11 protein-coding genes are annotated in these 21314 nt (G+C 35.6%); 4 read left to right on the top strand and 7 right to left on the bottom strand.

The features are described 5' to 3' along the window. Positions 1–360 precede the first annotated feature (360 nt). From IC221_RS02455 to IC221_RS02445, 3 genes are all read left to right on the top strand, one after another. A complete protein-coding gene (locus tag IC221_RS02455; protein ID WP_188167439.1) occupies positions 361–2490 on the top strand; it encodes a tetratricopeptide repeat protein in 2130 nt (709 codons plus the stop codon). A gap of 247 nt (positions 2491–2737) precedes the next feature. Next, entirely contained in the window at positions 2738–5167 is a 2430-nt protein-coding gene (locus tag IC221_RS02450; protein ID WP_188167438.1) for a transglycosylase domain-containing protein, read from the top strand. Between the two features lie 151 nt (positions 5168–5318). Beyond that, positions 5319–6134, top strand: coding sequence for a helix-turn-helix domain-containing protein (locus IC221_RS02445; protein ID WP_223241269.1), 816 nt, complete (start codon positions 5319–5321; stop codon positions 6132–6134). A 209-nt stretch (positions 6135–6343) separates the two neighbouring features. On the opposite strand, the gene IC221_RS02440 is transcribed toward IC221_RS02445, so the two are convergent. The 7 genes from IC221_RS02440 to IC221_RS02410 form a co-directional block, all read right to left on the bottom strand. Beyond that, complete coding sequence (locus IC221_RS02440; protein ID WP_188167436.1) at positions 6344–10015, bottom strand: S8 family serine peptidase; 3672 nt, start codon at positions 10013–10015, stop codon at positions 6344–6346. Between the two features lie 6 nt (positions 10016–10021). Beyond that, the gene (locus IC221_RS02435) at positions 10022–10939 is read right to left on the bottom strand and encodes a hypothetical protein (protein WP_188167435.1); all 918 of its coding nucleotides are present in this window, start codon (positions 10937–10939) and stop codon (positions 10022–10024) included. A gap of 13 nt (positions 10940–10952) precedes the next feature. Continuing rightward, positions 10953–12440 (bottom strand): SusD/RagB family nutrient-binding outer membrane lipoprotein, encoded by a 1488-nt coding sequence (locus IC221_RS02430; protein WP_188167434.1) that lies wholly within the window; start codon positions 12438–12440, stop codon positions 10953–10955. A 10-nt stretch (positions 12441–12450) separates the two neighbouring features. Next, on the bottom strand, positions 12451–15579 hold the full coding sequence (locus tag IC221_RS02425; protein WP_188167433.1) for a SusC/RagA family TonB-linked outer membrane protein: 3129 nt from the start codon (positions 15577–15579) through the stop codon (positions 12451–12453). A 473-nt stretch (positions 15580–16052) separates the two neighbouring features. Beyond that, positions 16053–17423 (bottom strand): ATP-dependent protease ATPase subunit HslU, encoded by a 1371-nt coding sequence (gene hslU / locus IC221_RS02420; protein ID WP_188167432.1) that lies wholly within the window; start codon positions 17421–17423, stop codon positions 16053–16055. A gap of 90 nt (positions 17424–17513) precedes the next feature. Beyond that, positions 17514–18578, bottom strand: a complete 1065-nt coding sequence (gene porQ, locus IC221_RS02415) for a type IX secretion system protein PorQ (RefSeq protein WP_188167431.1) — start codon at positions 18576–18578, stop codon at positions 17514–17516. Then, positions 18578–19816, bottom strand: coding sequence for a pitrilysin family protein (locus tag IC221_RS02410; protein WP_188167430.1), 1239 nt, complete (start codon positions 19814–19816; stop codon positions 18578–18580). The genes porQ and IC221_RS02410 overlap by 1 nt, the downstream gene beginning before the upstream one ends. Before the next feature lie 226 nt (positions 19817–20042). On the opposite strand from IC221_RS02410, the gene ruvB reads away from it, so the two are divergent. Next, positions 20043–21074 carry a Holliday junction branch migration DNA helicase RuvB gene (gene ruvB / locus IC221_RS02405; protein ID WP_188167429.1) on the top strand — a complete coding sequence of 344 codons (1032 nt, stop codon included), beginning with the start codon at positions 20043–20045 and terminating at the stop codon, positions 21072–21074. The last annotated feature ends 240 nt before the right edge of the window (positions 21075–21314 follow it).

Raw genomic sequence — 21314 nt, 5'->3', positions numbered from 1 at the left:
TTCTGGTTCACAAAATTACAATAAATGCAGAGTTTCTTGTCATTTTTGATAGAAGTATTGAATTATTATAACTTTTTGGTCAAGAAAAACTGTAAATTAGCTATTAAGTATCAAGACAAAACTAATTTACATGAATCCTTCTTTGATGATGTTTGTAATTTTAGCTTAGACTTCGCTACTTCAATAAATTCAATTTAAAAGAGTAATTCTTGTTGAAAAACGATGCAAACTTTTTCAAACTTCATATATAAGTATTTTTTTAAATCTTTTCTATTAATTTTTTTATTACTAGGATCAGGGTGTCATTTTTATCATAATACGGCAACGCATTATAATTCCTATTTCCTAGCAAAAGAGGGTATGGAGAAGTTTGAAGAAGACTACTTCAATGAACACGTGGATGATTACAACGATGTTCTTTCTATTCTTATTCCCATAGATTCTAATAAAACATTATCGCATAAAGAACAGCTTGATTATATCATTACCAAATCATCTAGACCTATTAAGTTTCATCAAACGAGTGACTGGATCGATGAATGCTATCTTCTTGTTGGATGGGTAAGATTATATGAAGAAGATTATGAAAATGCTTTGACCACTTTTAAATACATCAATGCAAAAACTACTGACAATGACAGTAGACATGAAGCTCTCAATGCCTTGTTGAGGATGTTTATTGAAAAAGAGGAAGATGCTAATGTCATTTTAGTAAAAGATATTATAAAGCAAGAAATTGCTCCATTCTCCGATAAAAACACCAAAGATTACCATCTTAACTTTGCTCATTATTACAGAAATAAGATGGATTATGGGCAAGCTATTCAACATTTGCGTTATGCTGTAGAACTTGAAGAAAAGAAACATCATAAAGCACGATATTATTTCATACTTGGGCAAATGCTTGAGAAAAGGGGAAAAGTAGACGAGGCATATAAAGCTTACATTAAAGCTGAAAAACTATCGAAAACCAATGTATTGGAATTCCAATCTGATATCAGTGCCTATAGTATGCAGCCTGTAGATTTCAATGATGAAAAGCAGATCAAAAAAATAAAGAAGTACTTCGACAAAAAACTCAAAAATCACAATTATTGGGACGATAGAGATAAAATCTATTATGAAATGGCACAGTTCCAAGTGCGAAAGCCCGATTATGATCGTGCTCTTATTGAGTTGAATGAATCTGTACAAGTAAGTACCACCAACAAAATCCAAAAAGGGCATTCTTACTTGACGGCAGGTGACATTTATTATGACGTTAAAAAAGATTATATCGCCGCTGCTGCTTATTACGATAGTGCGGTTCAAAATTTTGATGAAAGTGTATACGGATTTGAAGAAATCAAAAAGAAATCAGAAAACCTTCAAGACTTAGCAAAGTACACTAAAATTATCATGGAGCAAGAACGATTGATAAAGCTTGCTGATATGCCTGAAGAGGAAGTCACTTCTTTCTTAGAAGAGGAAATTGAAAACGAAAAAGAAGAAATCATACTAAAACAACAGTATGCTAAGGAAAACGAAAAAAGAAAAACTAAACCTGAAGTAAGTAAATCTACAACCTTCAATTCAAAAGCATCTAAAGAGTTTTATTTTTATAATACTGCCGCAATTGCCCAAGGAAAATCTCAATTTTTAAGAGTTTGGGGATCAAGACCACTTGAGGACAATTGGAGAAGATCTAATAAATTAGACTTCGCGACCAACAACAACCAAAATACATTAAACAATAATAGACCTTCTCCTAGAAATGCTCCTTCTAAAAAAGATAAGGAGGCTGAAGGTATTGATGAAAACCTTTTTGCCGGTGTAAAATCACTAGACGAAAGAAAACAAGAAATACCTAAATCAGAAGAAGAGTTACAGGCCGTTCATAAAAAATTGGCTGATGCCCTTTTTGAACTTGGTAAAGTCTACATGTATCAGATTAAAATCCCTGATAATGCATTGGCCAACTTCAACCGTTTCCTCTCCACTTATCCTGAAGATGAAAATGCATATGAAGTCGCTTATTTGGTTTATGTAATTTGTCAAGAATACGATGGATGTGATGCCGAAACTTCAAAAAAGTATTTAATCGACAACTACCCTGATTGTTTATACTCCAAGATTTTGGTCAATCCTAACTATGTGAAAGAAACCAATGAAAGAGAAAATTATATCAGAGATTTGTATGTAGATGCTTATGCCTTATATAATAAAGGTGACTATAATGCATCAGATAAAAAACTGAATGAACTACTCAATGATTTTCCTCAAAGTTCTTATGAAGAAAAAGGACGTTTCTTGAGAGTGCTATTGGTAGGTCGAACTACTAAGTATTATAAAAATTTCAAGGAGGCTATTCTCAATTTCCAAAAGAGGTATCCAGAAAGTGAGTTTAAAGAAATTTCAGAAGGAATGCTGAAACAAATCACTGAACGTCGACTTGAAAACGGTTATATTCCTGGTCGATACCATGACTTTGATATCACTGTTGAAGAATAATAAAGTTTTTGAGGTCTAGCTTCTAGATTAAATTGTCACTATAAGGAGAACTTCAAATATACTTTAATTCTCTTTTCTTCAAGAGGCATTTATTCTCTTTTAAAATAGATTGATTAAATTGCTCGCTGAAGTTACAATGTCTGAACTCAATTTAGCTTAAGTCCTAGCACACAACTGATTACAATTTTTACTTTTGTTTAGTCATTTTTATTGGTCCTTTTACTTAAGCCATGAATAATAAAAACTTATGTATTTAAAAGCTATACGAACACTTTGGATCCTATTTATCATCGGAGTAATAAGTATGATATTGTTAGGTTTTTCATTAAAAAACAATTGGTTTAATCTATATGGTGAATTGCCTGATCCAAGTATTTTAGAAAACCCAAAAAGTGAGCTAGCTTCTGAACTTTACTCTGCAGATGGAGTACTTTTAGGAAAGTATTTCCGTAAAAACAGAACAAGATCAGAATATGAGGATTTATCTCCCAATTTATTAAATGCACTTCTAGCTTCTGAAGATATCCGTTTTAGAGATCACTCTGGTATTGACTTTAAAGCTACCCTTGCTGTGCCTTATTATTTGTTCAAGCATGTGGTTTTGAAAGGCCCAAAAAGAGGATCTTCTACCATTACTCAACAGCTTGCAAAAAACCTATTCAAAATCAGGAGAGAGGAAAACTTAAGAGGTAGACTTGCTGATGTAAGAGGATTGAATCTAGTGATCAATAAGTTCAAAGAATGGATTGTTGCGGTTGAGTTAGAGACCTCTTATACTAAAAAAGAAATTATTACAATGTATCTGAACACGGTTGACTTCGGTTCAAATGCATTTGGTATTCATGTGGCTTCAAGAACTTTCTTTGGTGTAGACCCTGATCAATTAAGTATTCCTGAAGCAGCTGTTCTTGTTGGTATTCTTCAAGCACCTTCGTATTACAGCCCAAGATATCATCCTGATAGAGCGGTTTACGTTCGTAATAAGGTTATTTCTCAAATGGAGAAGTACAACTACATTACAAAAGAGGAAGAACAAAAATTAATGGCCGAAGAAATGGTCCTTAATTATAATGTAGAAAACCATAATAAGGGTATTGCTCCTTATTTCAGAGCTGAGGTTGTAAAGGACCTTTTAAAATTCTGTAGAGAAAAAGATTTAGACCTTTATGCTGATGGCCTGAAAATATATACAACAATTGATTCTAGAGTTCAAAAATATGCAGAGAAAGCTGTTGAAAAACACATGCGTGAACAACAAGCATTATTTGCCGAGCACTGGAAAGGACAAGGAGAACCATGGAGAGATAGAGAAGGAAAAGTAATTCCAAACTTCATGGGTAGAGCGATTAAAAGAACTCAAGTCTATAAAACTTTAAGAAAGCAGATTGGAAACGATTCACTCGCAATTGATAAACAATTGAAAGTGAAGAAAAAGATGAAAGTCTTCTCTTGGAATAGCCCAACATATGAAATTGATACCGTGATGAGTTCTTATGACTCTCTAAAGTATTATAAGATGTTCTTACAGATTGGTATGATGTCAATGGAACCTAAAACAGGTGAAATTAAAGCTTGGGTTGGAGGTATTAACTACAAATATTTCAAATACGACCACGTTAGATTGGGCTACAGACAACCTGGATCAACTTTCAAACCTTTCTTATATTCAAGAGCGTTAGAAGATAGATTCCAACCTTGTTCCCCAATTGTAGATATTCCAATTACTTTCACTGCTGAAGAAGCAAAATCAGATAAACCTTGGACTCCTAAAAATGCAGATCGTTACAGTGGTCAGACTTTTACAATGCGACAGGCAATGTCTAGATCGATCAATACAGCAGCAGCTTATTTAGTAAAAGAGTTAACAGCAAATGAATTGGCAAATTACTCTGCGGATAAGTTTGGTTTCAAGTTCATCAGAGATAAGATGTTCGAATACATGCTTACTGATGAAGATAAGAAAAGAGGAAGAACAGGGTATAATAAAAAACCTATCCAAGGTGTGCCTTCACTTTGTTTAGGTACTGAAGATGTTTCCGTATATGAAATGGTTACTGCGTACTCTACCTTTATTAATAAAGGCGTTTGGACAGAACCTTTATTCATCACTAGAATTGAAGATAAAAATGGTCGTGTGCTCAAAGAATTTATCCCTAAGAAAAAGGAAGTTCTTAATGAAAAAACGGCTTGGTTAATGACTTATATGTTAAGAGGTACTTCAGAAGAAGCAGGAGGTACAGCATTAAGATTAACTCGTTATAACTTCAGAAGAGATCAAAAAACAAGAGAAGATTTCCACGTTGCAGGTAAAACGGGTACAACTGCTAACTTCTCAGACGCTTGGTTTATGGGCTTCACTAACGACCTAGTAACTGGTGTTTGGTGTGGTGGTGAAGACAGAAGTATTCACTTTAGAACAATCAAATACGGTCAAGGTGCAAGACAAGCACTTCCTGCTTTTGCTTATTTCATGGAAGATGTTTATGCTGACAAAAAGCTGACGAATGAATTAGGCTACAAAAGGTCTTTATTCCCAGAACCATCTAAGCCTATTAATGTAGAGCTAGATTGTAGCAAATATGATGTTGAAAACTTTGGAGAGTTTGGGGCTGAACCAGATTCTACATTAAAAGATGAATATATACAACCTACAGAAGCTACTGATGGTATTCTGTAAGAATTGTTTTAACTTTAAAAGCGAGAGTAGACTTCGGTGTACTCTCGCTTTTTTGTATCTGATTCTTCAATACGTATTAAAAGCCCAATTGTAGTGGAACAAAGTGCTCTTTTGTCCACCATAAATACATTGACCTAGTTTTGAAATGGAAATGGAAATAGAAATAAAAGATAAACTGCAAAGTAAAGGCAATATCAAAATTGAGCCTTTTAAAGGTAGTATAAGAAAGACCCAGCCTCACAAGCATCTAAAATACTTTGAGATCATTTACTTATACGAAGGTTCGGGCACACACATTATTGACAACGACACATTCGAAATACAGCCACCAACAATGTTTTTTATGCGTAAAGATCAGCTCCATTGTTGGGATATTACTTCTCCACCTAAAGGGTATGTCATCATTCTAAAAAAAGATTTTTTGGAAAAATCAGTAGACAAAGAGCTTGAAAAATTAATTGCTCAACTCAGTAATCAGGTTTGTGTAGATGTCAAAGAATATGAAAAAATCAACATCATCTTTGAATTGTTGGTAGAGGAAGTGAAAAAATCCAATAGTTATCAACAAACTATTGTTGAAGGTTTATTAAAAGCATTATTTGCTAAAACTTTAACCACAATTTCACCCATTGTGAGTAACATTAAAACTAATTTGCCTTCCATTTTTGTAGATTTCAAAAGTTTGTTAGAAAATGAAGAAGTTATTCACAATAGTGTTCACTATTATGCTGAAAAACTAAATACAACTCCACAAAACCTCAATACAATCTGTAGACAAGCTATTGGAGTAGCTGCCTCAAAAGTGATTAGTGAATATATTATTAAAGAAGCTAAGCGCCTTTTATTGTATACTAACCTTCCTATTAATGAGGTTGCTTATAAGCTTGATTTTAAAGACACTTCCCATTTCAATAAATACTTCAAAAGAAATACAGAACAAACTCCTTCTCAATTTAGAAATAGTTAAAATTGGATAAGTACAAATTCAAAATTATCAAATACTAATTCTATTTATTGTTTTGCGATTACATCCTTCTAAAAACTTTTAATAGAACCACTATTAATACGTTTCTTAGCGTTGTACTCACAAAAAATAAATTAGAATGAACTATGATTTATTTTTGACTTAGTACTTATAAAAAAGAGCATGCTTTTCAACATGCTCTCCACTAATTTCTATTTTTTGATAAACTTCTTGTGGAAAACTTTCCCATCTTCCCTCTCAAGTTGTAAAATATAAACTCCCTCATTTAACTGGGAAATATCTAATTTATTACTGAGTAACTCGATAGATACATTTACTTTTTCTCCAGACGTTTTAAATAAACTTACTGAATTAATCCCAAGCTCTGAAAGAATAAATAAATCTTTACCAAGGCTTGGATTAGGATAAATGATCGGTGACTTATAAGTGATATTTCCCTCTATACTTGTCACTGAAGAAGATGATGAAGTCGTCACATTGACCACATTTGAAAATTCTCTTTGCTCATTTGTTCCTACTACAAACATTGCCATGCTTTTTCGACCTTCTGCGGTGTATTCTATTTCATGAGGTCCTTCTCCAAAACGAACAATGAAGTCTTCATTAGGATCATCTTCAAATGCCCAACCAATCAACGCTCCATCGGTAGTAGATGCATTTGTAAAAGTTACTTTCTCGTTTAAGCCTACGACTGTTTTATCCACTGAATAATTCAGAGTACCGACTGTTGGAGTATAATCTTTTATTTCAAAATCATCCATAGCAAAACCAATACCTCCACTTGAGTCTTGCGATACCCCAACAAAGAAGAGACGCATTGCTACTTTTTCCCCTTCAAATCCTGCCAAAGGAATAAACTTAGTCACCCATTCATCATTCGTAGAGCCTGTCATGATAGGTATATTTTCACCCCCCCAATAATCTTCAGTAGACAGTTCATTTGTCCAAGATTGATCCTTGAAAAAGCCCAATGGGCGCCAGGTTTCTCCATAATCATCAGTGACATCTACATTCATACCATCAATCTTATTGGCTACATCCATTTTCAATTGGAAAGTAAACATCTGAGTGGAGTCAAAGTCTTCTTGGTCTCCAGGTAAATCGAAAACGGAAGTATATAAATAAAAGCCTGTAGGAATTTCATACCCTGCTGTATCAGGTCCTAATACATACGCATTATCACCACTTGTAGTCCCTGATTTTCCATCTATGGTAGAGTTACCAAGCTCCAGTTCTGTTCCAGCGATGTTTAAAGCATAAAATAATAATTCGTCTGATTCTAAATCACCTCCATCTGAAGCTAAGAATGGAGCTTCTTTCACCCCTAAAATACCTAAAGTATCTTGATAGGCTGAGGCTGGATTATTATCCACTTCCAGTTTGATGATATAGGTACCAGGTGTTGTATAAGTATGCATAGGATCTCTTTCCGTTGAAGTACCACCATCGCCGAAATCCCAAGCGTAAGTTGTTGCACCACCAGAATTATACACAAAATTTATTTCTCTGTTCACATAAGCAATGTCTGTATTCAAGGTGAATTCACCCGTTGGTTCTTTCTTCGTAAGGTTAAAGTCATTGATCATAAATCCATCATCAGTATCTTCAATCAAGAAGGCCGATTCCATTCTGTAGATAAATCGGAACCTGACTTTATTTCCTGTAAGGAAAGAGACATTATAAGAAGTAGAATCTCGATCATAATTCCCTAGCCACCCTAACTGATCTTGAAAAATAATCGGATGAATTGCACAAGCATCTTCCGGACTTTTATCATACCATCCTGTTCCATAGCCATCAAAAGCATCACCTAATACTTTCCAAGTTCCTCCGTTGTCTGTTGTATACTCCATTTTTGCTGCTGCAGGAGCATTACAGTACGTAATATGCATACTTTTCAAGAAGTTAATTTTATATTCAAATCCTTCCTCTGTCAAATCAAATGTAGGAGTATACAAGTAGGCTTCAAACGATCTTAAAGGAACACCTCCAGCTAAGGTTGTAGCCCAAGTCAATGAGTCACCACTATTAATACGATCACCTCTTGCTCGACCCCATTCCCATATATCATCTCCATCGCCACCATCTAAGTAAACAGTCTCAGTCACAAACCCTCCAGTATCTAACTGGAAATCATTCGAAAATGGTACTGTCTCCTCAGGACCTTTGGGAGGTCCTTCTGTCATTCTAATCGCTCTCCTAAATGTATTCTCTCGACCTTGATCATCTCTTACTGTCAAGGTGATGACATATGAACCTAAATCCGTCAATGAAGAATAAGTATGAGTAGGGTTTTCTTCAGTGGATGTTGTTTCATCCCCAAAAGTCCAGAAATAAGTTAAGTTAGATCCAAAAGAAAGGTTTTCAAATTCTAGTGCTTGATTGATTATGCCATTATCTGAAAGAATATTAAAAGCGGCTAATGGTCGATTCGACTGTAAGGCATCCATAGCCGCACTCATATTGATTCTACCTGCTCCTAAAGCATTTTGGAAGTTTGGATTCCTTGGGTTAATATCTGTTGATGTACCCATTAAAACCGCTGTCAATTGTTCCGGAGTAAGGTTTATATTCTGCGTTTTTAAATAAGCAGCTGCTCCTGCTACCATTGGACAAGCCATCGAAGTACCTGTATATGGAGCGTAATCTCCAGCAGGATTACCATTATCAGCGGCTACAGTACTAATAATATCAGTACCGGGCGCTGAAATATCTACCCAAGGGCCATATTGTGAAGAAGGGGCTTTCACATCATTACTTGTCGTATTGGCCACCGCAATTACATTATCATACCCTGCCGGATAACTTGGTAAATTAACATTATCATTACCTGCTGCTGCAATGAATAACATCCCTTTTTCTTCTGTTGCTTCTTTAATCATTCTAGCTACGGTAGCCGAATAAAAATAACTTCCATACGACATACTCACCACATCTGCTCCCATCTCAATAGCATACATCAGTGCCTCAGTTGAATTTGTAATCGCTCGTGCATCAGGTGTTTCATCTGAAGTAGCTTTGATTGCTAAAATTTTCACACCATTGTTGGTCACCGAAGCACCACCTGTCCCGTTATTGGTTACTGCTCCAGCAATTCCGGCACAATGTGTTCCATGAGAAAAATTAAACCTACTCGCTTCACTTCTTGGTGGATTCGGATCAGGATCTCCATTACTATAGGTATCTCCTGATGCATCCCAACCTTGATAATCATCTATGTAGCCATTTCTATCATCATCTCTTCCATTGTTTGGAATTTCACCCTCGTTAATAAATATATTGGCTGCTAAATCTTCGTGTGTAATTAGAACCCCATCATCTACTATTGCAAGTACAACATCTCTTTGCCCTTCAAACGTTTTAGCTTTTCCCCAAGCTTCTAACGCTCCTACTAATTCAAGATGATATTGATCTTGAGCCAATGGATCATTTGGATCATTAAACTGTATAGGGAGCGGTACACTTTCCACGTACACTACATTGGGATCATTATTTAATTCTCTACGGAAATTTTCCACCTCTGATTCATCATAAAGGGTAATCTGTAATACATCAGAAACACTATTTTTCAGTACAGACATCGGCTCCATCACCCTTTTGATTCTTGCATCAGTCAACAAGTTGTAAATTCTTCTTTTTTCACTACTTACAAACTGTTGTTGACCAGCATTCATATAAGCAAATGAAACATCTTTCGGGTCTTTAAATCTCACAAAAATCTTTTTAGGAGCAGTTTGGATAGAAGGAGTAATCCACTTTTGCGAAGGAGAAGACATCAATTGTTGCTGTTGTCCCAACACCTCGTCCCCCAACATGAGACTACCCATGAATAGGAGTATTTTATATATATATTCTTTTTTCATGGCTGTTTACTTTTTAGTAAGAACAAGTACCCATTGTTTTGTTGTTGTCCCATCTGAGAATAATACCTCTAAGGAAATTTCACCACCTTCTAACGTTTCTCCTTGAAGAGAAATATAATTATCTGATGGACCTAAGAACTCACCACATTGGTCTATGATCTGAAAAGGAATATCTTGGAAATCACCTGCGATATTCGAAATATTATACAATCCCCAAATATCATCGGGGTTTGCTAATGGATCTACCGTAGTAAGTGTGACATCATCTACTGTTACAGTACCTTCCTCTGTTGTCATTTTTGCCGAGTAAGTACCATCTAGTCGAGTTGGACAATGAATATCTTCAATAACAAGATTATAAACCTTTCTTATTCCACCTTGTCCGACTGTAATTTCTTCTCCATCATCTAAGTTTCTTGCCGATTCCAAAATGATATCCAATGTTTTACCTCCCTCTTTATCCACACCTTGTACAACTAAAGGAGAAATTTCTATAGTTGCGGTATTTCTAGTATTGGTAAAATTCTGTTCACCATCATCATCTTGTGATATAGTTCTGTTTTTAATGATGAATTGACCACCTGCAGCTGTCGCAAATTTTTCTGTTACATCTTCAGCATTAGGGTTATTTCTTTCAATCGCTTTTGCGGTGAAGTCAACCCCATAAGTGGCAACACCTCCGAAGGAATACGTCACCTCAATTCCTCTAGTGGTATTGATTGCCATCGGCATTCTAACTTCCAAACTCAAAGGAACAGAATTTTCTTTTACAGAATCTGCTTCGCCACTTGGTGTCGCTACTGAAAAAGCAACAGTTTCTCCAATAAACTCTGCTGCTACTTCATCTTTATAGGTATCATAAAGCTCACAACTTTGGAAGAAAACTCCCATACATAAAAGCCCTATTGTTAATAATTTTTTCATCTGTTTCTTAGGTTTAATTTGATGTCATAAACCACATTGGAGAATCCAAAGGTTTTTGTTCTGGGATATTAGGATTGGCACTAATCTCACTCGGAGCATAAGGCAATCGAGCAATATGTTCACTTAATACAGCATCTACAGGAAGTGGAGGATTTTCAGGGTAATTAGTCCTTCTCACATAAGTCCATGCATCCATTCCTCTATGGAAAGTCTCCACATATCCTTGATGGTGAACTGCTTTAAGTGCATTACTAGGAGATAGTGTTTGTAAATCAGGTAAAGCACCATTATAAGTATCATATTCAAATTGAGTGATTCCTCTTCCATTGTCTTGTACAGATGCTAATGAATTTAGATGAATGATATTGAAAACAATTCCTTCTCTATAATAATCGTTAGCATCGGAAGTTGTACCTGGAATCCAACCTCTAAGAATTGCCTCTGCTCTCATAAATTTCAGTTCAGCTGCAGTTACCCAAAAATCGGGAGTTGTAGCTGTAATAAAATTTAAACTTAAAGCCGAGGTTGAAGTAAAAGACGAGCTTGCACCTGGATCTACTCCTCTATGCGGAACTGCATCTACCACACCCTCTGGACGATCATAAAAAATATCCAATCGAGGGTCATTCGTACCTCGCAATAAATCGATGAACGGAGTGCTTGCATAGAAAAATAAACTTTGACCTCCTGCAAACTGAAAGTGAAGTTTATAAAACTGATTCGCATTATTAAGATCTTCATAATAATTAAGCACTACTTCGTCTGCTAAATTTTCAACATGTTCTTGTCTGAAAGCGGTTTCTAATTTTGGTTTAGCGTATTCTTCATCTTTAGCCGCAATAAGAATTAAAGCTTTTATTTTTAAAGAATTTGCAAACTTTATCCATCGGTTTAAATCACCTTGAAACAGTAAATCTTCTCCTCCTACTTTTGCCGGGTCACCTAAGTCAAAATCATTTACAGCATCATCCAACATATCTACAATTCCTTTCAAGATCTCTTCTTGTGAATCTCCATTCGGGAAAAGAATATCTGTATTCAATGCCTCAGTAAAAGGAACATCTTCAAACATCAATGTTAAATGATAAAAGGCAAATGCTTGCATTATTTTGAATTGAGAAGCGGTATTTATTTCTCCCACTTGGTTTGCCAATAGTTCTCCCCTACTCGCATTTTTCAAAGCACTCACATAATACGTTGACCATGTGTTAGTCTGAGGGAAAGAAGGAATTGAGTAATTATCAGCCGAAGATAAAACTCCAGCTCCAGCTCCTACATAATGTTGTGCCCAACGGTTAAATAAATTGGTTTCAATGACTCTATCAGAACTTACTCTAGTCATGATTGTTGTCATTAGTAATCCTGGCTGTTCGGCAATTTGATCATCACCAGCAGCAAAAGGATCTTCATTTATATCTAAAATACTATCACAAGAGTAACTGAATGTAAGTGCAACTAACAAACATACTCTTGTCAATAGGTTGCTATATTTATTATTCATCTTCATTGTTCTAGAATACTAATTTAAGATTACCACCAAAACTTCTCGTAGAAGGCAAACTACCCATTTCAACAGCTCCCGAAGCGTCACTTGCTGCTTGGAACAAACTGGTTTCTGGGTCAATATGAGGAATTTCACTATAGATAAGCCAAAGGTTTCTGGCTTCAAAACCTACTGCAACACTTTTAATAAAGCCTGTTTTCTTTAAAAGCGTTTTGGGTAATGCATAAGATAAACTCACCTCACGAAGTTTGACATATGTCTTATTGAATACAGCTCCTTCTGCTATGCCACTTGTAGCGTACGCTTGCCAGTAATCTTGATGCGTTACGGCAATGTCATTAGGCTTCACTGATCCATCGCCATTTTCGATATAAGCGTTTTTATCAATAAATACTTGCTCTCTATTTACAGCAGTTTCTTCTGCTAAACCATTAAACCTTAAATCTCCAACTGTTCTTGAAACCATTTTACCTCCTTGATTCCAATCAATTAAAAAGTTTAATGTAATACCTTTATATGTAAAGCTATTTTGGAAGCCTAAAAGAAAATCCGGTTGTATTTCACCAAAGGTTTGTTCATCACCTTGCATTCTAAGACCTGTTTTTGGATCAACTAGTATTTCTCCAGTCTCAGATCTCTTAAACCCTACACCTTGTAATTGAAGTGACTCTCCAGGAACAGCTTCTACAGAAACACCATTAAAACCAGAGGCAATCTGAAGTTTTTCTAAACCTTCCGTTAATTCAGTCACCTCATTCTCATTTTTAGTAAAATTGATCTGAGAAGTCCATTCAAATGATTTAGTCTGTACCGGAATAAATGAAAGTAATAACTCAATTCCTTGGTTGGCTACTGAACCGGCATTGACTCTTTTACTAGCATACCCTGTTGATTCTGGTGTTGGTACTGCCAAAATCTGATTCGTTGTTTCTATATTATAGTAAGTAAAATCAACTCCCACTCTTCCATTAAAGAAACTAAGTTCTGTTCCAATTTCCCATGAATTTTGACGTTCTGGCACCAAGTTGTCTGGTGGAATCACACTTGTTGCAGAGTAAGCTGTTTGTCCATTAAAAGGGTAGTTGTTTGTGGTGCCATACTGACCGAAATAAGATGATAGTGGAAAGTAATTATAATCCAATTGATAAGGATTAGTATCATTACCCACTTGTGCAGCACTCAAACGAAGCTTACCAAAAGAGAAAATATCATTATGAATTTTAAATGCATCAGAAAATACAAATGATAAACTCGCTGATGGATAGAAATAAGAGTTATTATTTTTAGGAAGTGTGGACGACCAATCGTTTCTCATTGTGACATTCAACGTCAAATAATTATTGTAAGTCAATGAGATATCTCCATACAATCCAAGGAGTCTTGATTCCACATAATCCGCTGTACTTGTTGTATTTTTAGCATTAGTTGGAGCATATAAGTTAGAGACCGAAAGTTCTGAAGCATTTAGTGTACTTCTCTGAAACGTTCTACTGTTATATTCATGACCAATAATTGCCGTCAACTTAAAGCGCTCTGCAAATTCTTTTTGAATAGTAGCCATTAATGAAGTTGTCAGCTCTGTATTTTCTAAATCATCTGTAGTAAATGAGCCATTAATTGCCCCTAATGTTCCTTTTGCTGATCTTCTAAACCTTTTATCGACTCTATAATCTAAACCTACTCTTGCTCTAAAACTTAACCAATCTGTTGCATCAGCTTCTAACATTCCAAAACCGAAGAAACGATTTAAATTAACATCATTACCATTTTTTTCGGCTACCCAATATGGGCTATTGGAGAAACGCCCTATAGGATTTTGTTCCCCATCTACTAATTGAAGGCGTTGAATAGAAGTTGTTCTTGGGATGCCATTAATAATCGTCGTCAAAACATTTGGGGAGTTGCCTCCTTGAGAAACAGATCCTCTTGTCTCCGACTTTACATAGTTAATACCAACACGTGATTTAATCACTTTATTCAACTGCTGTCCTGCATTGATCGCAAATGTATATCTATCTAGTCCAGCTCCAGGAACAATACCTTTTTGGTTCATTGATGTAAAACCAAGTCTATAATCGCCTTTTTCTGTAGCACTCGATACATCAATAGAATTGATAAATAAAGTACCTGTTTCATAGAAATCTTTTACATTATCTGGATATGCAGTCAGTGTCTCCAAAGGCCACTGACTTTCGGGTAAATCTGCTGTATCTGCTGTATAATTATACGAAGGAACAATCTGACCTTCTATTTTTGGTCCCCATCCATTTTCAAATCGTTTATCGTACTTGCCATAAGAACCTTGTGCATACTCATTTTGAAAAGAAGGTAATCGGTTAGGCATTTCCGCTCTAAAACTTGAACTAATACTCACAGTTGGTCCTTCTGAAGCCTTACCCCTTTTGGTCGTAATAATGATGGCTCCGTTTGCCGCCCTCGATCCGTAAAGTGCCGCGGCAGAAGCTCCTTTCAATACCGTAACAGAAGCAATATCTGCCGGATTGATTTCTCCTGCACCATTACCAGCATCAAATGCTCCTTGGATTCCACTACCTGTCGAGACATTGGCATTACTCACCGGAACTCCATCTACCACCATGAGTGGTTGATTTCCTCCACTTAATGAGTTTGTACCTCTGATTACGATTCTGGTAGAACCACCAGGGTTTGAACTGGCTTGAGAAATTTGTACTCCTGGTACTTTCCCTGAAAGAGAATTCAAGAAGTTCGTTGACTTTACTCGTTCCACTTCTTCTCCTTTAACAGAAGTAACAGCATAACCCAGTGTTCGTTTTTCACGTTCAATGGCATTCGCAGTGACAATCACTTCATCTAATTGTTCGGTATCAGATTCCATGACTACATCAATCTTAGATTGATTTCCTACTTCTACTTCTTGTGATTTTAAGCCAATAAAATTGTACATAAGCACCTTATCATTTGGCTGAAGTGCTATTTTGTAGTTTCCATTGACATCGGATACAGCTCCTCGCCTTGTACCCTTGACAACGACGGTTACACCTGGTAATGGGTCGCCTTCACTAGTAATTGTGCCTGTTACTACTCTTTCTTGTGCAAGTGAGATTGAGATCGATAATACAGAGAGCAAGCAACATAAGATTGTTCTAAGTCTCATTAGTTAAGGATGGTTTAATAATAGAAGTCTACATTTAAGTTCATCTTTGATAATTTGCTTTCAGTTCATTTATTGAAGAGATATGCACTTTCTATATTAATGCCTTAAAGTAATAGGTTCATCTATCAGAGGGTGATGTATTAAGAAATTTGAACTATAAAGTAAAACTTATATTCAAATCAATAATAGGTCATTTGCCAATAGAGTGTTGATGGTAGAAAGAGTTCATGAAAAACGCTTTGTCAGTCCTATATTTTGTTTAAAGTCTTAGTAGAATGTAATATCTTTTTCTATCGAAGATGAAAAAAGGTTAATTTTCCTTTATAATATTACATAATTTTATCTTAATATCCTTCACATAGATAGAAGAAAAAATTGTATTTATTTAATATTTAGGCTAAAACACAAAAATCCCAACCTCAAATGAATGAGATTGGGATTTATTATTCTAATTCTCTTTTATAATTTGAGACTTAGATAATGTATTGACTTAAGTCTCTGTTTTTCACTAAACTTGAAAGTCTTTCATTGACCATTTCTTTTGTCACTACGATTTGAGCATTTGCACCAATTACATCTGGTACATCAAACAATAGGTCGTTTAATAAGTGAGACATTACCGTGTGTAATCTTCTCGCTCCAATATTTTCTACTTCAACATTGATCTCATAAGCTAAACGTGCAATTTCATCTAAAGCATCTTCATTAAATGATAATTGAACATTTTCAGAACCTAATAATGCTTCATACTGTTTAGTCAATGCATTTTTCGGTTGTCTTAAGATTACTTTAAAGTCTTTATCTGTTAAGCTTTGTAACTCAACTCTGATAGGGAAACGTCCCTGTAATTCTGGAATCAAGTCAGAAGGTTTAGCAACGTGGAATGCTCCTGCTGCTACAAAAAGCATGTGGTCTGTTTTCACGATACCGTGCTTCGTATTTACAGTACTACCTTCTACAATTGGAAGCAAATCTCTCTGTACGCCTTGACGTGATACATCTGCACCATTTTTATTGCCACCACTTGCTACTTTATCAATCTCATCAATAAAGATAATACCAGAGTTTTCTGCTAAACGAACAGCTTCATCCTTCACCTCGTCCATGTCAATCAATTTTGAACTTTCTTGATCAACAAGAATTTTACGAGCCTCAGCAATCGTCATTTTTCTCTTCTTCGTTTTCTTTGGCATCATACCGTTGATCATTTCTTGAATGTTCATCATTGAACCTTCATCGATCGGTGATCCTCCAATAAAACCAAGATTTCCTCCGTTTTTATCTACAGTTACATCGATTTTTCTTTCCTCAAGTTCTCCTGTACGTAATTTTTCTCTAAAACGCTCTCTCGTTTTTTCATTCAATTCATGATCTTGAGAAACATACTCACCATTATTTGTTGAAGGTGTTCCTTTTAAAGGTGGAATCAAAGCATCTAAGATCACATCCTCTACTGCTTGAGCTGTTTTTTCTTCTACTAATGCTTTTTTCTGGTCTCGAACCATTGTTACGGCTTGTTCTACAAGGTCACGTACCATACTTTCCACATCTCTACCCACATAACCAACTTCTGTAAATTTTGATGCTTCTACTTTTACAAATGGTGCCTTAGCGACCTTTGCTAAACGGCGGGCAATTTCTGTTTTACCAACACCAGTAGAACCAATCATTAATATATTGTTAGGCATGATCTCTTTTTGCATATCGCCAGCTACGTTCATTCTACGCCAACGATTTCTAAGAGCAATGGCTACATTCTTTTTAGCATCGTCTTGACCGATAATGTATTTGTCTAATTCTGCAACAATCTCTCTTGGGGTTAAATATGATGAGTTCTCTAACATGCTATGTTTATCTTTTGTATAACTTCAATTTCTTAGCAATGGATTCTGAATATACGGAGAAACTCTTCATGAGAAAATTTTATTCTACTCCTATTCAATGACCGTCTTTTTTCTTTTATCCCAGCCTGATGTGGCAACTGCTAAAGTCAAACTATTGGTTGCTCCTGCAACGTGATACCAAGCGGCACTATATCCAAAGTCAATGTGCTTTTTAATTTTCAATGATGCTCCTACTGACATTCCAGCTAATCCTTTCACGCCTTGGGTTACCATTTCTTTCCTACGCATTACATTATAGCCGACACGAAGGTTAAGCACTTTTCCTAAAACAAATTCACCGCCAAAGCTAAAATGACGTGACAATTTGTCAGCAAAACCCGGTTCTGTATAAAGATCATTGCCAAAAGCGTCTTTTTCTCCTTTCAATGAACTGTCAGTATAGGTAATATCAAACTGATGCAAATGATGATAGGTAATCGAAAAACGGATTGGCATTCTTTCCGGTTTAAAAGATATACCTAACTGAGTATCAAATGGTAATTCAGAATTATCATTTGGTTGATAATCCCTCATTACAAAACCTGCATTCTTTATTACTAAACCCACAACTAAGTCTTTTGTTGGGTGTATAAAAGCTCCATTCAAATCAAACATTAATGCATTTGACTTATAAGTTTCAATGGATGAGGCCGCAAATCTCACATTTGCAGACATCGAGAATACACCTTGCCTTCTTGTATAACTTCCTTGAAACCAGAAATCATTAGCCGTGTAAGTTCCCGTGGAATTGCCTTGATCATCAAAACCATCGAAACTTCCATACCCCATATATCCCATGCCGACTCCAACAATCCCTTTTCCAACTTTATGAGCATAACCTAATGAAGTTAAGCCTGCGGTAGTATGATAATCAAAATAATTAAAAGTGACTTTGTTGACTGATTCATCTCCTAAAAGAGCCGAGTTATAAAACATGGCATTGGGATCATCAATTCCTGAAGACACTAAAAAACCTCCTAGACCAACTTGACGTGCATTGGTAGGTACTCCTAAAAAACTATAGGTTTCACTTCCTCCCAATTGAGCAAATGTTGAATGAATTGGAGTAATGAAAGTTAAAAAAATTAAGTACAGATAAATAGATAATTGCTTCATTATCGTTTTGCCTTATAAAATAATGTTGAGCTATTATTCGGATTGAATAAAGTACTCTTTTTTGTTTCTATTTGATCGATTGTGACCCCTCTTAGCTTCTCTTCTTCTTCATTGATCAAGTTTGGGTTTCCAAGCATTGCTCCATAGGCAATGGACATGGCCCTCGGTAGAATTTCGGTTTTTCCATATGTCATTGAAAATTCCGCTTGATTCTTCACTTTTTCTAAATTTTCTATATCTACTTTTGAGTCGATAAAGCCATCAATCACATTTTGAAGTTCACCTTCTGCATCTTCTAAAGATACTCCGTCAGCTGTTTTTCCAGTAATACAAAACAAACCTGGCTCAAATGAACCAGTAATAAATGCTGAGATGCCAGAAAAAACTTTCGTGTCCTTCACCAATTTCTCATAAAGTAATGACGACTTCCCTCTTCCTAAAAGATCACTAATTAGGTCTGTTGTGTAATAACCATCTTGTGACCTCCCTTCCATATGCCATACTTTATAAAGCACATCCAATGGAACTTTTTCTTCCACAATCTTTCTTCTTGGTGCCACTTGAATAGGTTCAACTGGAATATTTCTTTTTGTTTTTTTACCTGAAGGTATAGGCTCAAACCATTTTTTAGCCAACTGTTTCACCTCTTCCAACTTCACATTTCCTGCCACTACCATCACTGCATTGGAAGGTACATAATATTTTTGAAAAAATGCTTTTACATCTTCCATCGTGGCCTCTTCAATATGCTTGATTTCTCTACCAATAGTAGGCCATCGATAGGAATGTTCTTTATAAGCAAGATCTCTCAAATGATGCCACACATCTCCGTAAGGTTGATTAATATAACGCTGTTTGTACTCTTCAATTACTACTTTACGCTGTACCTCTAATACATTAGGGTCAAACGATAAACTCAACATTCTGTCAGCTTCCAACCAAAAAGCAGTCTCAAGATTTTGAGCAGGTAAAGTAATATAATAGTTTGTTATATCAGGTGAAGTAAATGCATTATTAGTCCCCCCAACTTTCTGAAGAGGAGTATCATAAGAAGGAATATTGATGGACCCACCAAACATTAAGTGCTCAAATAAGTGAGCAAAACCTGTTTTTTCTGGATCCTCATCTCTCGACCCCACATCATACATTATATTTAAAACAGCCGAAGCGATATTATGGTCTTCATGAACATAAACTTTCAAGCCGTTATCTAATTCGAACGCTGAGAACTTTATCATTGTGTTATTTTATAATAAGTATATAAAGTTAGCAGACCTATACCACTTTCCAAATTCAAATTAGAGCAAACATTTTACTAACTTTGTTTTAGAGTCTGTTTTAATCAATGCTTAGAATCAGAAATAATGCATTAAACATGCTCTTAACAATGGAAATCATCTATTTTAATTTGCAACAGATCGATTTCACCAAAGGAAAACATCAAAGAAAGTTTTTTCACTAATAATGAGAGAAGATTACTTAAAAGGAGATAATGAAGGATTTTCAGATGCAGAAAGGGATGTTGAAAGAGCATTAAGACCTCTCTCATTTGATGACTTCACCGGTCAACAAAAAATTGTTGAAAACTTAGAAATATTTGTTCTTGCAGCCAAAAAAAGAGGAGAACCCTTAGATCATGTATTATTGCATGGACCTCCAGGATTGGGTAAGACGACGCTCTCCAATATCATTGCCAATGAAATGGAAGCCGAAATCAAAATCACATCAGGTCCGGTATTAGAAAAACCAAGTGATTTGGCTGGACTACTTACCAATTTAGAAGACAATGATGTTTTATTTATTGATGAAATACACCGTTTGAATCCGGTTGTAGAGGAATATTTGTATTCTGCTATGGAGGACTTCAGAATTGATATTATGCTTGATTCTGGTCCAAACGCTAGGACAATTCAAATTGACCTAAATCCTTTTACACTGATTGGAGCAACTACAAGATCTGGTCTTCTAACAGCCCCTTTAAGAGCTCGATTTGGCATCAATGCAAGGTTGCAGTACTATGATTCTAAATTGTTGACTTCCATTGTAAAAAGATCTTCAAATATATTAGAAACACCCATCAATGATGACGCTGCTTTTGAGATTGCAAGGAGGAGTAGAGGCACTCCACGTATTGCCAATAACTTGTTGAGAAGAACTCGTGATTTCGCAGAAATTAAAGGGGACGGAACCATTACGTTGGACATTGCAAAAATGGCACTTGGTGCTCTCAATGTAGACCAAGGCGGATTAGATGAAATGGATAATCGTATTTTATCTACAATCATTGAAAAGTTCAAGGGAGGTCCAGTAGGTATCACTACAATTGCCACTGCTTGCGGAGACGAAGCTGAAACAATTGAAGAAGTTTATGAGCCATTTTTAATTCAAGAGGGATTCATCAAAAGAACTTCAAGGGGCAGAGAAGTCACGTTAAAAGCTTATGAACATTTAGGTATGGTTCCTCCATCAGATGGTACTCAAAACACCTTGTTTTAGTATCAAAACGCATCATAGTTAAGAAATAAGAAGATTAGGTAAAAAAAAACACCTAATCTTTTTTTTTTACAAAAATATATTAATATAATTATACAATATATTACTAATTGTACAATTACTATCGGAAACAAATTACTACTAATAATTAACTGCCTCTTTTTATTAACAACAAATTGGGTATTCGCTAGCAGTAATCAAACAAACTTGGAGGCAACAAAAAGTCAAGTTACACTTTCTGAT

Origin of the sequence: Flammeovirga sp. EKP202, from assembly GCF_014534745.1 — a bacterium.
GTDB lineage: Bacteria > Bacteroidota > Bacteroidia > Cytophagales > Flammeovirgaceae > Flammeovirga.
Note: the sequence above shows the minus strand (reverse complement) of the source record. Positions and strands in the feature narration are given on the sequence as shown.